This is a genomic window from Agrobacterium vitis (assembly GCF_014926405.1).
GTDB lineage: Bacteria > Pseudomonadota > Alphaproteobacteria > Rhizobiales > Rhizobiaceae > Allorhizobium > Allorhizobium vitis_H.
In genome coordinates this window covers 2,356,663-2,369,996 of sequence record NZ_JACXXJ020000005.1, presented here as the reverse complement: position 1 = coordinate 2,369,996, position 13,334 = coordinate 2,356,663, and the positions used below count along the sequence as shown (strand labels likewise).

The following is a 13,334-nucleotide window of genomic DNA, read 5'->3' as shown; positions in this document are numbered from 1 at the left end:
GGGTAGGAAATTAACAGTCTGTTCAAGAATTGCCATTTGCAGACGGCCAGCGGCGATTATGGGATAAACTGTAAGGGATGGAGTGATCGGCGGCGAGAGGCGGCTGATCATTTGAGGAGAGTTTTCAAGCGGGGATTGCTGACATGGCCGACGCCCATCAGAAACATCATGACTATCACATCATCGATCCGAGCCCATGGCCGATCCTGGCCTCGCTCGGGGCCTTCATCCTGACCTTCGGCGGGGTCGGCTATATGCGCTACCTGCATGGTGGCTCGTTCAAGCTGTTCGGCATGGAACTGGCGCATCCATGGCTGTTCTACATTGGTCTTGCCATCATCCTGTTCACCATGTTCGGCTGGTGGGCGGATACGATCAAGGAAGCCCATGAGGGCCACCATACGCGGGTCGTGTCGCTGCATTTGCGCTATGGCATGATCATGTTCATCGCGTCTGAAGTGATGTTCTTCGTCGCGTGGTTCTGGGCGTTTTTCGATGCCAGCCTGTTTCCCCATGAAGCCATCCAGGCCTCGCGGGTCGAGTTTACCGGCGGGCAATGGCCGCCAAAGGGTGTCGAAGTGCTCGATCCCTGGCACCTGCCGCTTTATAACACCGTCATCCTGCTGCTATCGGGTACCTGCGTTACCTGGGCGCATCATGCCATGCTGCACAATGACCGTAAGGGCATGATCAGCGGCCTGACGCTGACGGTGGTGCTCGGTGCGCTGTTCTCCTTTGTGCAGTTCTATGAATATATGCATGCGCCCTTCGCGTTCAAAAGCTCGATTTACGGTGCGACCTTCTTCATGGCCACTGGCTTCCACGGTTTCCACGTTTTGGTCGGTACGATCTTCCTGTTGGTCTGCCTGTTTCGGGCGCTGAAAGGCGATTTCACCCCGAAACAGCATTTTGGCTTTGAGGCGGCGGCCTGGTACTGGCACTTCGTCGACGTGGTCTGGCTGTTCCTGTTCTTCTCTATCTATATCTGGGGCGGATGGGGTGCGCCGCTGGCGCATGGCTAGAGCATTCCAGCAAACGTGCGGTGCGGTTTTGCGTCTGGAAATGCTCTAACCGCCAGCGAGTTGGATTTAACGAGGGCGGCGTCAAGAGCGCCGCCCTCTTCTTTGCAGTTGGGCTTAAGGATTGTACCGAACGCGGAATCGGGTGTTCCCGAAAAGACAGACGAAACACGAAACGCGAGAGTTTGTGTGGTTTAATCTGAACCTCATAAACTCAGGAGTGAAAAGAGGATCTCGACGCCATGGCCAGCAATAGCGATTTCCCGCCGGTCGAACCGGTCCAGGCCGCCCTTTCGGTTTCCTGCCCGCGTTGCGGACGTGGCAAGCTTTTTCAGGGACTGACCAAGCTGAAGCCCGCCTGTAGCGCATGCGGCTTCGATTACAGCAGTATCGATCCCGGCGACGGGGCGTCGATTTTCGTTATTCTGATCGCCGATTTTCTGGTGGTTGGCCTGGCGCTTTATACGGAGGTCACGTATTCGCCGGGATTGTGGGTGCATTTTCTGGTGTTTGGACCTTTGGCGATCGGATTGTCGCTCTGGCTGTTGCGCACCATCAAGGCGCTGCTGATTGCCCTGCAATACAAGCACAATGCCCATCCGGGGCAGATCGACCGGGAGTAGGATGGCCGCGATGACGCGTGTAAGGCTTGCCGCAAGCGGCTTTCTGGTGCTGGTCGCCCTGGCGCTGCTGGTCTCGCTTGGCACATGGCAAATGCATCGTCTGGCCTGGAAGGAAGGCCTGATTGCCGATATCGAGTCGCGCCGCCACCAGCCCCCTGCCAGCGTCGAGGAGATGGATACGCTGGCGCGGGGTGGCGGGGATGTCGATTACCGGGCCATGACCGCCTCCGGCACCTATCTCAACGACAAGGAACGCCGTTTCCTGGCGACCTATGATGGCGATGCCGGGTTTTACATCTACACGCCGCTTCAGCTTGCCGATGGACGTATTCTCTTCGTCAATCGCGGTTTTGTGCCGGAGCAGAAGAAGGAGCCTTCGACACGCATGGGTGGACAATTGCTGGGCCTCCAGCGCGTCACCGGCCTGGCGCGGGCGAAACTGGCGGAAAAGCCCTCCCGGTTGGTGCCTGACAACGATATCGCCAAGAATGTGTTTTATTGGAAAGATCTTGATGCCATGGCCGACAGCACCGGGATCGATGCGGCTAAGGTTCTGCCGTTCTTTCTGGATGCAGGGCCGTCACCGGTGCCCGGCGGCCTGCCGATCGGCGGTGTCACGATGATCGACCTGCCCAATAGTCACCTGCAATATGCCTTGACCTGGTACGGTCTGGCGCTTGCTCTGGCGGTGATCGCAGTTATTTCGGTTTTCAGAAAGAAAACCTGACGTCATTTCCAGAATCAACAATAATGTGGATATTGTCAAAATGCTTGAACCCAATCGGTTCAAGCATAGATGCGCAATCCATCTGCATTTTTACTTTGTTTTCTTCGATATGGATTGCTGGAATTTTACTGCTTTCAACAATCTCGAACGGGGGTGAGAGATATGACGATATTCTTAATTGCGACAGTTTTGGTCGTTCTTGTCATGCTGGAACACATCTACATCATGGTGCTGGAAATGTTTCTCTGGACGACACCGCGCGCCCGGAAGATCTTCCGTAAAAGCCTGCAGGGCGCTGAAACCACTCGGGTGATGGCGGCCAATCAAGGTCTTTACAATGGATTTCTGGCTGCGGGCCTGTTCTGGGCGCTTCTGCATCCGCTGCCGGCCATGGGGCTCCAGCTCAAGGTATTTTTTCTTGGCGCTGTGGTGGTTGCTGGCCTATATGGGGGGAGGACCGTGTCGCGGCGGATCTTCTTCGTCCAGGCCGCGCCGGCAGCGATTGCCCTGTTTTTGGTTTTACTGGCTGGATAACAATGACGACTGCGATGGACAAAACGCTTTTGGAAACCGGCTCGGTAACCCGGTCGCCATTGACGATCCGGCTGTGCGGTCCGCGCGGTTTTTGCGCTGGTGTCGACCGGGCGATCCAGATCGTCGTGCTGGCGCTGAAGGGCTATGGCGCGCCGGTCTATGTCCGTCATGAAATCGTCCACAACCGCTATGTGGTTGAGGGGCTGGAGGCCAAGGGGGCTGTCTTCGTCGAGGAACTGGATGAAATCCCGGTCGAGCATCGCCAGCAGCCTGTGGTGTTTTCCGCCCATGGCGTGCCGAAATCCGTGCCGGAAGATGCGCAGAAGCGCAATCTCTTCTACCTCGATGCCACCTGTCCGCTGGTCTCGAAAGTCCATAAACAGGCCATGCGCCATCAACGGCTTGGCCGCCATGTCATCCTGATTGGTCACGCAGGCCACCCGGAAGTAATCGGCACCATGGGGCAATTGCCCGAAGGCACCGTTTCCCTGGTGGAAACCGTTGAGGATGCCGCCGTCTATCAGCCAATCGATCCCGAAAACCTCGGCTTCGTCACCCAGACCACGCTGTCGGTGGATGATACCGCAGGCGTGATTGCCAAATTGCAGGAGCGCTTTCCAGAGCTGAAGGCGCCTGCTGCCGACAGTATTTGCTATGCCACCACCAACAGGCAGGAAGCGGTGAAACAGGCAGCGCCCGGCTGCGACCTGTTCGTCACCGTCGGCGCTCCCAATTCCTCCAATTCCAAGCGGCTGGTGGAAGTGGCGCTGAAGGCTGGTGCCAAGCGCTCCATCCTGGTGCAGCGCGCCAGCGAGTTGGACTGGGACGCCATCGGTGAGATCCGCAGCCTTGGCCTGTCGGCGGGCGCATCGGCACCGGAAGTGGTGGTCAACGAAATCATCGAGGCCTTCAAGGCCCGCTTCGACGCGACAATCGAGCTGGCTGAATTTTCGATTGAGAACGAAAACTTCCTGGTAAACCGCGAATTGCGCTCCATCGAACTGACCCAGGACGACATGGCCTTCGTCAACGGGTGACGCAAGGCCAAGTCGGAAAGGCCCTGTTCACTTGCTGGCCAGCAACTCTGGCAGTTCTTCCAGCAAAGCGTCGCGCGCCCGAATCCCAGGGGTGATCTGGTCTTTTTTCTCATCCTGAATGAGACGGGCAAACACATAGGTCTGTTTGCCTTTGCTGGCCCAGCCGACATACCAACCCCATCCACGGCTATAATCGAACGCGGTGTCCGAAAGACGAGGGAAGGCCGCGCCAGTTTTGCCGTGCACGGTCCAGCCATCGGCGATCTGGCGTTGCTCAACGATGGCCATTGTCTTGTCCATGGCTTCGGGGCGAACGGGCAGTTGATGCTGGACCAGCTTTCTTAGGAAAGCGACCTGCTCCAGCGGTGAAATCTTCAAGGAGGAGGCAATCCATGCCCGCTCCAGACCATTGTTTTTGCCAGGATCGCCGGAAAAATCGGCATTGCCATAGGCAAATTTCGTCGCGTAATCATGAAGCTTTTCTTGCCCAAGCGTCCTGGTGATCTGCTGGGAATACCAGACGACGGAGTATTTCATCCAGCGCACCGGATCGGTCGGCTGTTTCCAATTGTCGCCGCCCCAATCCACATACCCCTGTTTAAACGGCAGGGTCGGATTATGCTCGTCTTTCAGGACATCGGCATCATAGCCCATGACGCTGAGGGCGACCTTGAAGGTGGAAGCCGGCGTTACCCGCTCCGCACAATTGCCGTCCTGGACCAGGGTCTTCCCGGTGTTGCTATCGGCAATGACCGTGCAAATCGTTCCAGCCTGCGCCGTCGATGCCAGAAACCCGACGGTCATCATCACGGCTGAAATCATCTTGAATGCGGCATGCGATGTTTTCATGGGCCTGCTCTTTCTCGACTACTGTGCATAAAGGTTTGCGGTAGCCCGATTATCCACCAGGGGCGGTGGACGGTCAGGCAACGCTAAAATTCTGCCTTTATTGTGGGAGGGAAACGGACATTGTTCGCTGGGTTCCAATTTCTTGTGGCCTATTCGGTCAGGGGCTGGCATGCCATGCCATCGCGCTGTAGCACCTATTTGGCGCGGCATGATCGCCCCCTGAATTTGGTTTGGATTTTGGCAATTATGCAGTATCCCTGCCGAACACAAAACCCGAATTGCGGATCATCCCTGTGGCAGTTTATACCGATATCAACGAGGTCGATCTGAAGGCCTTCATCGCACACTATGAAACCGGCGAACTCCTTTCCTTCAAGGGCATCGCCGAGGGCGTGGAAAATTCCAATTTCCTGCTGCATACGACCAAAGGTGCGTTGATCCTTACGCTCTATGAAAAGCGCGTTGAGAAAGATGACCTGCCGTTTTTCCTGGGGTTGATGCATCACCTCTCGGCCAAGGGCCTCAACTGCCCGCTGCCACTGCCGCGCAAGGATGGCGCTTTGCTGGGCGAATTGTCCGGACGCCCTGCGGCGCTGATTTCCTTTCTGGAAGGCATGTGGCTTCGCAAGCCGGAAACCCAGCATTGCCGGGCTGTGGGAGAGGCCTTGGCGACCATGCATCTTGCGGCAGAGGGATTTGCGCTGAAACGCGACAATGCGCTCGATCTTGCTGGCTGGCAGGCGCTGTGGCCAAAGGCGCGCGCCCGCGCCGATGAGGTCTCTCCCGGCCTTAAGGCGGAAATCGATGCCGAGCTGGCGCATCTGGCCGGGCGATGGCCGAAGGATCTTCCCTCAGGCGTTATCCATGCCGATCTATTTCCCGATAATGTGTTTTTCCTTGGCGACCAATTGTCGGGGCTGATCGACTTCTATTTCGCCTGCAACGACTTTCTGGCCTATGACCTGTCGATCTGCCTGAATGCCTGGTGCTTCGAAAAGGACGGCAGCTATAATATCACCAAGGGCAAGGCGATGATTGACGGTTATCTGTCGGTTCGTTCCCTGTCGCCAGCGGAGGTTGCGGCCATACCGGTTCTGTGTCGCGGCTCGGCGCTGCGCTTTCTGCTAACTCGGCTTTACGACTGGCTGACGACGCCGGAAGGCGCCATGGTGGTGAAGAAGGAGCCGCTGGAATATCTGCGCAAGCTGCGCTTCCACCAAGCGGTCGAGACCGCTGCCGAATACGGGTGGCCGCAATGAAACATGTCGACATCTTCACCGATGGCGCCTGCTCCGGTAATCCTGGACCCGGTGGCTGGGGCGCGGTGCTGCGCTACGGCGAGGTAGAAAAAGACCTCTGCGGCGGTGAGGCGGATACCACCAATAACCGTATGGAACTGCTGGCGGCGATCACCGCGCTGAACACGCTGAAGACCCCATGCGAGGTCGATCTGCACACCGACAGCAAATATGTGATGGACGGTATTTCCAAGTGGATCTTCGGCTGGAAGAAGAACGGCTGGAAGACCGCTGACAAGAAGCCGGTGAAAAACGGCGAGCTTTGGCAGCAGCTCGATGCTGCCAACCAGCGCCACAAGGTGACCTGGCACTGGGTCAAGGGCCATGCCGGTCATCCCGAAAACGAACGGGCCGATGAACTGGCCCGCAAGGGCATGGAACCCTTCAAAAAGGGCGGTGCAGGCTCGAAGCCAATCTTATAATCGCACAATCCCACAAGGAGTTACCGATGATCTATCACTGCGTTTTTCTGCGGTTCAAGTCGGCGGTCTCTGACGCTGAGAAACAGTCGATCTATGATGCCATCAGTGCGTTGAAGGAGGTTGTGCCGGGTATGCTGGAAGTGCGCTGCGGCCCGAATGTGTCGCCTGAAGGGTTGAATGGCGGATTCGTCGATGGGTTTATCGTGAGTTTCGAAGATGCCACGGTGCGCGATTATTACCTGAAGCACCCGGATCATATCGCGGTTGGCGACCGTATCGTCGCCGCGACGGATGGCGGGTTGTCTGGCATCCTGGTCTTCGACCTCGAGGCATAAAAAGTGGCCGTCCCGGCAGGTGTAGGGTTTGATCGGGGCGGCCCTATCAGGCTGATTGTGAGGGATCAGCTTGATTTGCGCATGGCATCGGCCAGCTTGTCGACATTGTAGCGGAACATTTTCTCATAGGTCGAAGCCGGGCCCTTGGGCTTGGACAGGGCTTCTACGTAAAGCTCGCCGCCGGATGTGGCGCCGGTTGCCTTGGCGATCTGCTTGACGAGACGGGGATCGTTGGAGTTTTCGAAGAAATAGCTCTTCACATGCTCGGTCTTGATCTGCTCGATCAACTTGGCGACATCGGCGGCTGAGGCCTCGCTTTCGGTGGAAAGACCGAGCGGCGACAGGAAGCTGATCTTGTATTCGCGGCCGAGATACCCGAAGGCGTCGTGGCTGGTCAGGATCTTGCGTTCGGATTCAGGGATAGTGTTAAACTTGGCATGAGCATAGGCGTTCATGTCTTCAAGCTTTTTCGTATAGGCGCTGGCATTGGTCTTGAAGGCTTCGGCATCGGCCGGATCGGCGGCGGTCAGCGCCTTTTCGATATTGGCGACCCAGACCTTCACATTGACCGGGCTGTTCCACACATGCGGATCGGTCACGGTCTTGCCATCCTCTTCCATGGTGCGGGTGTTGATGCCCTCGGAGGCGACGACTGGCTTGCCCTTGTAGCCGGAGGCGGTGATCAGCCGGTCCATCCAGCCTTCCAGGCCTTCACCGGACACGAATGTCACATCGGCGGCCTTCAGAGCCTTGGCATTGGCTGGCGACGGCTCGAATTCATGGGGGTCGCCATCGGGGCCAACTAGGCTGGAGACGGTGACATGATCGCCGCCAACCTGTTTGACGACATCGGCCAACACAGTGAAGGACGCGACAACCTTCAGTGTGTCGGCAAAGGCTGGTGCGGTAGACAGCGCCATCAACAGTGGCAGGGCTGCGGACAATAACAGTTTACGGTTCATAATGATCTCCTGTGATCAGGCTTTCAGATGGGAACTTGGAAGAAACCGCCGGAAAACACCGGAGGGAGCAAACAGAATGGACAGGCCGTAAAACAGCGCCGCGACCAGGATGATCGTCGGCCCGGAGGCGAGTTCCAGATGGTAGGAGGCAATCAGGCCGAGATAGCTGGCGACGATGCCGCTTGCCGCTGCCACCACCATCATGCCGGGCAGGCTGCGGCACCAGAGCTGGGCGATGGCGGCGGGCAGCATCATCAACCCCACGGCCATCAACGTGCCGAGCGCCTGGAAACTGGCGACCAGATTGAGCACGACGAGAAACAGGAACAGGAAATGATAGACCGGTCCACGACCGCCGACGGCCCGCAGGAAGCCGGGGTCGAGGCATTCGGTCACCAGTGGCCGGTAGATGACGGCCAGTGCCAGTAGGGAGAAAGAGGCAATGGCGCCGATCTGCACCAGCGCATCATTGTCGATGGCCAGGATCGTCCCGAACAGCACATGCAAAAGATCGATGTTGGAACCGCGCAGCGACACGATCAGCACGCCCAGTGCCAGGGATGTCAGGTAAAAACTGGCAAAGCTGGCATCCTCCTGCAACACGGTCGACCGGGTGACAAAGCCTGATAGTAGCGCCACGGAGAGACCGGCCACCAGCCCGCCCAGCCCCATGGCGGTTAGCGACAGGGATCCGGCGATCAGGTAGCCGATCGCAGCCCCCGGCAGCACCGCATGGCTCATGGCATCACCAACCAGGCTCATGCGCCGCAGCATCAGAAACACGCCGATCGGGCCGGAGCCGAGACCGAGGCAAAGCGAGGCCACCAGCGCCCGGCGCATGAAGCCGTAATCGGCAAATGGCGCGATCAGCAGATCGTAAGCGGTCATGCGGCAGGCCTTGATGTTTTCTGATCTGCCGGGCGGCAAACCTCGGCATCCTCGTCCCAGCGCTCAGCCATGGCGCGGGCCTTGAGCAGATTGGCAGACGACAGGGCGTCCTGGGTCGGACCCCAGCTGACCAGTTCGCGGGCGAGAAGCAAAGTCTCGGGGAAATGGCTGCGCACCTGGTCGAAATCATGCAGGACCGCAACCACCGTGCGGCCATCGCCGTGCCAGCCGTGGATAATGTCAATCAGGTCGCGGGTGGTGCGGGCATCGATAGCGGTGAAAGGCTCGTCCAGCAGGATCACCTTGGCATCCTGCAATAACAGCCGGGCAAACAGCACCCGCTGGAACTGGCCGGCGGAGAGCGCGCCGATATGGCGCTTCTCAAATCCTTCCAGCCCGACCATCGCCAGGGCCTGGCCTGCTTTGTCCATGTCGGATCGGGCGATGCGGCCAAAAGCGCCGCTATTGCTCCAGGCACCGAGCAACACGGTGTCCAATACGCTGATCGGAAACCGGCGATTGATATCGGCGGCCTGCGGCAGATAGCCGAAATCTGTGCGTTTCAGTTTATGCTCCACCGTGCCTTCGGCGGGGCGCAATTCGCCGATGATCGCCTTCAGCAGGGTGGATTTTCCTGCCCCATTCGGCCCGGCAATCGCCGTCAGGCTGCCGGTCTCGATCACGCCGTTGACGTGATGTACAGCCGGATGCCGGTCATAGGCGACGGTCAGATTGGTGAGCCGGATCACAGGATTGCTCATGGCAGGGCCACCGCCCATTGGATGGCAAGCCAGGTCAGGCCAATCAGTGCCAAAGCAAAACCCAGCCGCATAACGGCGGACCGTGCCAGCAAACTGGGAAAGATGGGATCTTCGTCCTGCAAGGCCTGCACTCCGATCGTGGATTATATGTAATAACGTTACGTGTAACGATATAACAATAATGGCAAATCGATGGCAAGTGTTCTTCGCGGATGTGGAAGCCTTATCCCAGGCCATCTAGAGTCCGTCTGGTCAATCTGACATAGTACACGACGCAAACGTTTTTATGTGCCGCTTACCCCCCTCTGCCTTGCCAGGCATCTCCCCCTCAAGGGGGGAGATCGGCAATGAGCACAGACCGCATACTTTTTTAGCGATTTAATATGCTGGAAATAAAGAGGTTTCTTTAGGTTAAGTAGCTTCCGCGTATCGATCTCCACCCTTGAGGGGGAGATGTCCGGCAGGACAGAGGGGGGTAGACCAGGAGCAAAACCGTTGCGTCGTTTACTGTATCAATCTGAACCTGACAGACTCTAAGCTTCATAAAAAACCCCGGAAGCATGAGCCTCCGGGGTCTTTGTCTTGGTGGAACGCTAAAAGACAGCTTTCCAGAAAACCGGGGAATAAGAGAAAGCTTACAGCCGTTCCAGCATGGCTTCAGCCGAGGAAACCGTGGCCTGGCCGGGATTTTCCTCGATATCGAGGCTTTTCACCACGCCATTTTCCACCAGCATGGAGTAGCGCTTGGAACGCACCCCGAGTGCGCCCGCCGAAAGGTCCATGTCGAGACCGAGCGCCTTGGAGAAGCTTGCATCCCAATCGGCGAGGAAATGGATCTTGCCCATGCCGCCGCTATGCTGCGCCCAGGCGCCCATGACATGCCAGTCATTGACGGAGAGGACGGCGATCTCATCGACGCCCTTGGCCAGAAGCGCATCGCGGTGCTCCAGATAGCCGGGCAGATGGTTCAGCGTGCAGGTCGGGGTAAAGGCGCCAGGCACGGCAAACAGCACGACCTTCTTGTCCTTGAACAGGTCTTCGGTGCTGATCTCGACCGGGCCGTCGGCGGTTTTTTCCTTGAATGTTGCCGCTGGAACCGTATCGCCAATTGCAATCGTCATGAAATCTCTCCTCATTGTGCTTGATGTCTCAGTCTGTTCCAAAAGCGCAGCCCGCCAGCGGCCATTGACTGTCAGGGCTGCACTATAGGGCGGGCTGTTGCGAAGGCAAGCGGGGCTTCCATGGTCCGTTTGTTGCCGGCTGCCACCAGAATGTGCCAGGTCTTGCCGCTCACCGAATAATTGCGCGGAAGCTTCGGCAGGGCGATGCGCAGGGTGCGGCTATTGCCTTTGCTTTGCACTGCCTTGTATTCGGTAAACAGATAGCCTTCCGGTCCGGTCACCAGAATGCGCGGCTCTTCCTTGGAGCCATCGGGCAGGACCAGCGACACGTCAAGGCTGGAGAGATCGTGGGCCATCTCGAAGTCCGAGACGTAAAAATCCTCCGCAGCCGCCGCAGGCAGTTTGGATTTGGCCTTGTCGATCAGCTTAACCTCGCCGACATCGGTGGTTTCCTCGTGGCTGAGATCGATGCTCAACTCCGCCTGAAACGGAATGCAGATATTGCGGCACATGCCGATGAAGGCCGTTAGCTTGAGGGGGCTCTGCCAATCCTCGCCACTGCTTTTCAAGGTGAAGGGAAACACCACAGCGTGGTCATAGCCGACATCGCGCACGCTGCCGATATCCATGCGCTTGGGCACCGGAAAGCTCAGCGGCGAGGGCGTGACCTTCGCCTCCGGCGCGGCGGTCAGCTGCGGAGGGATTCCGCTGTCGCCGGGCTCGCGCCAATAGGTAAACCAGCCGTCATTCGGCTCGATCTGCAGGCCTGCCTGCCGGGTTCCATCCGGAGCCGGTGGCAGCACGATCACCCGCATCCGGCCCCCATCGCTGGTTGCCCAGTCGGAGGTGGCGGCGCAGGCATCGCCAAGAGGTGTCAGCGCCAGGAGACCCGCAAAGAGCAGGCCGGCTAGCGCAGGAAAAACCGGACCGTTGGAAAACAAAGGAAGGATCATGCGGCTATTTAGACCAGCCCGATCACCGCTGCCAATCACGCTTTTTACGGTTTTATCATTTTCGGTTGATTGATGCGCAACTATGCCCCATCTTGAAGACCATGGCTTAAGGATATGACTTGCGCCAGAAGCAGATATGAAATGCCGGGCGGCGCTTGGCAGATGCGAGGGGAATGCCCGGCACGACGGCGTATGATGTTCTTTTCCGATAGATCGGCGTTCCGAACAAACCGGAGGCAGCATGGCTTTTTCCACTTTGAAGTCCGATCGTGAACGTGGGTTTCTCGACGGCCATTTCCTGATCGCCATGCCCGGCATGGTGGACGGTAATTTTACCCGCAGTGTCGTCTATGTCTGCGCCCATACGACGGCTGGCGCCATGGGCTTCATCATCAACCGCACCCAGCCGGTCAAATTCGCCGATATCCTGCTGCATCTCGACCTGATCGACCAGAACGATGCGATCATGCTGCCTGACCATGCCCGCAACTTCCCCATTCAATGCGGCGGCCCGGTGGAAACTGGCCGTGGCTTTGTGCTGCATTCCGACGATTACCTGAGCGACAGCAGCATTCCGGTCAGCGACGATATTTCCCTGACCGCGACGCTCGACATCGTCCGCGCCATTTCCGACGGACGCGGCCCGGCGCGCGCCACGATGCTGCTTGGCTATGCAGGCTGGGGGCCGGGCCAGTTGGAGGCGGAAATCGCCAACAATGGCTGGCTGAACTGCCCGGCCTCCGAAGACCTGATCTTCGATCCGGTCCTCGACAACAAATATGACCGGGCGCTGGCTCTGATCGGCATCAGCCCCGCGACCCTGTCGGCAGAGGCTGGCCACGCCTGATCAGGGCTGTTGAGGTTTTCGGCGCAACGGACGAAGGATGCGGGGTAGCTTGAGCGAAGCGGGCAAGGTCATGACGATGACACCGGCCACGACAAGGACGAGACCGGCGAGCACGGTCGGGCTATAGCGCTCCCCAAGAAAAATCGCGCCGATGCCGACCCCGATCGGCACCCGCAGATAGGCCTGGGATGTGGTGGCGACCGAGCCCAGCGTGTGGACAAGCCGGAAATAGATCACAAAAGCCAGCGCGGTGGAAAACACCGCGAGTGCCAGCAATGCTGCCAGTGAAGAGGCGGAGACCGCCAGCGTCCAGGGCTTGTCCACGATCAGGCTGAGCGGAATGAGCATGGCCGCCCCACACAAAAGCGAGCCGGTGGCAGGCATCATTGGATCTAGTCCCTTAAAATTCCGTCCGAAAATCGCGGCCATCGCATAGCAGACCGATGCCAGGATGACGGCGCATTGCGCGAGGAGATCGGTTCCGGCGGAATGAAAGGCGTTGAAGCCGACGATCAGGCAGGTGCCGGAAATCCCCAGCAAGACGCCAAGCAGTTTGCGCAGGCCGACGTGTTCATGCCGGGTGAAGGCGACAGTGATCAGGAAGGTGAAGATTGGCGTCAGGGCATTGAGGATCACCGCTAGCCCTGCCTCGACATGCAGTTCCGCCCAGGCAATCAGGGTGAAGGGCAGGGCGCTGTTGAGGCAGGACTGGATGAAGAACCGCCGCCAGGTGGCGCTGTCGCGGGGCAGTGTCATGCCGCGCATCCACAGAATGGCAAGCAACAACCCGCCGGCCAGCAGGGTGCGGGCGGCAATCAGCGTGATCGGTGGAATGGTCTCCACCCCGATGCGGATGAAACTATAGGCAGCGCCCCAAACTGTTGCCAAAGCCAAAAGCAGGGCAAGTTCTTTCAAAAGGACCGGTTTTTCCATGGATTATCACTTTCTGTCGGGATGG

17 protein-coding genes are annotated in these 13,334 nt (G+C 58.3%); 9 read left to right on the top strand and 8 right to left on the bottom strand.

Annotated elements, in window-relative coordinates:
- Positions 1-143 precede the first annotated feature (143 nt).
- From IEI95_RS22385 to ispH, 5 genes are all read left to right on the top strand, one after another.
- Positions 144-1,022: a cytochrome c oxidase subunit 3 gene (locus IEI95_RS22385; RefSeq protein ID WP_015915166.1), complete on the top strand. Its 879-nt coding sequence runs from the start codon at positions 144-146 to the stop codon at positions 1,020-1,022.
- A 239-nt stretch (positions 1,023-1,261) separates the two neighbouring features.
- The gene (locus tag IEI95_RS22380; RefSeq protein WP_071202614.1) at positions 1,262-1,642 is read left to right on the top strand and encodes a DUF983 domain-containing protein; all 381 of its coding nucleotides are present in this window, start codon (positions 1,262-1,264) and stop codon (positions 1,640-1,642) included.
- Between the two features lies 1 nt (position 1,643).
- Complete coding sequence (locus tag IEI95_RS22375) at positions 1,644-2,369, top strand: SURF1 family protein (protein ID WP_156531558.1); 726 nt, start codon at positions 1,644-1,646, stop codon at positions 2,367-2,369.
- Positions 2,370-2,531: 162 nt separating this feature from the next.
- A complete protein-coding gene (locus tag IEI95_RS22370; protein ID WP_015915169.1) occupies positions 2,532-2,903 on the top strand; it encodes a DUF1304 domain-containing protein in 372 nt (123 codons plus the stop codon).
- A 14-nt stretch (positions 2,904-2,917) separates the two neighbouring features.
- Entirely contained in the window at positions 2,918-3,940 is a 1,023-nt protein-coding gene (gene ispH / locus IEI95_RS22365) for a 4-hydroxy-3-methylbut-2-enyl diphosphate reductase (protein ID WP_049777272.1), read from the top strand.
- Positions 3,941-3,967: 27 nt separating this feature from the next.
- Here the strand turns inward: ispH and blaOXA are convergent, their stop codons facing one another.
- Positions 3,968-4,789 (bottom strand): class D beta-lactamase, encoded by an 822-nt coding sequence (gene blaOXA / locus IEI95_RS22360; RefSeq protein ID WP_156537685.1) that lies wholly within the window; start codon positions 4,787-4,789, stop codon positions 3,968-3,970.
- 293 nt (positions 4,790-5,082) lie between these two features.
- On the opposite strand from blaOXA, the gene IEI95_RS22355 reads away from it, so the two are divergent.
- From IEI95_RS22355 to IEI95_RS22345, 3 genes are read left to right on the top strand one after another with little or no spacing between them, the layout of a single operon-like run.
- Positions 5,083-6,048, top strand: coding sequence for a homoserine kinase (locus IEI95_RS22355; protein ID WP_194417050.1), 966 nt, complete (start codon positions 5,083-5,085; stop codon positions 6,046-6,048).
- The gene (rnhA, locus tag IEI95_RS22350; protein ID WP_015915177.1) at positions 6,045-6,509 is read left to right on the top strand and encodes a ribonuclease HI; all 465 of its coding nucleotides are present in this window, start codon (positions 6,045-6,047) and stop codon (positions 6,507-6,509) included. The genes IEI95_RS22355 and rnhA overlap by 4 nt, the downstream gene beginning before the upstream one ends.
- Positions 6,510-6,535: 26 nt before the next feature.
- Positions 6,536-6,844, top strand: coding sequence for a Dabb family protein (locus IEI95_RS22345; RefSeq protein WP_156531560.1), 309 nt, complete (start codon positions 6,536-6,538; stop codon positions 6,842-6,844).
- Positions 6,845-6,909: 65 nt separating this feature from the next.
- Here the strand turns inward: IEI95_RS22345 and IEI95_RS22340 are convergent, their stop codons facing one another.
- The 6 genes from IEI95_RS22340 to IEI95_RS22320 all read right to left on the bottom strand — a co-directional run bounded on the left by IEI95_RS22340 (position 6,910) and on the right by IEI95_RS22320 (position 11,529).
- Positions 6,910-7,806, bottom strand: a complete 897-nt coding sequence (locus IEI95_RS22340; protein WP_156531561.1) for a metal ABC transporter substrate-binding protein — start codon at positions 7,804-7,806, stop codon at positions 6,910-6,912.
- Positions 7,807-7,821: 15 nt separating this feature from the next.
- Positions 7,822-8,694, bottom strand: coding sequence for a metal ABC transporter permease (locus IEI95_RS22335; RefSeq protein ID WP_015915180.1), 873 nt, complete (start codon positions 8,692-8,694; stop codon positions 7,822-7,824).
- On the bottom strand, positions 8,691-9,455 hold the full coding sequence (locus tag IEI95_RS22330) for an ABC transporter ATP-binding protein (protein WP_156531562.1): 765 nt from the start codon (positions 9,453-9,455) through the stop codon (positions 8,691-8,693). The genes IEI95_RS22335 and IEI95_RS22330 overlap by 4 nt, the downstream gene beginning before the upstream one ends.
- A complete protein-coding gene (locus tag IEI95_RS29655; protein ID WP_267889551.1) occupies positions 9,452-9,577 on the bottom strand; it encodes a hypothetical protein in 126 nt (41 codons plus the stop codon). Before IEI95_RS29655 ends, IEI95_RS22330 begins: the two co-directional genes overlap by 4 nt.
- Before the next feature lie 513 nt (positions 9,578-10,090).
- The gene (locus tag IEI95_RS22325; RefSeq protein ID WP_015915182.1) at positions 10,091-10,576 is read right to left on the bottom strand and encodes a peroxiredoxin; all 486 of its coding nucleotides are present in this window, start codon (positions 10,574-10,576) and stop codon (positions 10,091-10,093) included.
- A 71-nt stretch (positions 10,577-10,647) separates the two neighbouring features.
- Positions 10,648-11,529, bottom strand: a complete 882-nt coding sequence (locus IEI95_RS22320) for a protein-disulfide reductase DsbD domain-containing protein (RefSeq protein ID WP_194417049.1) — start codon at positions 11,527-11,529, stop codon at positions 10,648-10,650.
- A gap of 241 nt (positions 11,530-11,770) precedes the next feature.
- Between IEI95_RS22320 and IEI95_RS22315 the strand changes: the two genes are divergently transcribed.
- Complete coding sequence (locus IEI95_RS22315) at positions 11,771-12,376, top strand: YqgE/AlgH family protein (protein ID WP_156531564.1); 606 nt, start codon at positions 11,771-11,773, stop codon at positions 12,374-12,376.
- Here IEI95_RS22315 and IEI95_RS22310 read toward each other — a convergent pair whose 3' ends face one another.
- On the bottom strand, positions 12,377-13,309 hold the full coding sequence (locus IEI95_RS22310; protein WP_156531565.1) for a DMT family transporter: 933 nt from the start codon (positions 13,307-13,309) through the stop codon (positions 12,377-12,379).
- Positions 13,310-13,334: the final 25 nt, after the last annotated feature.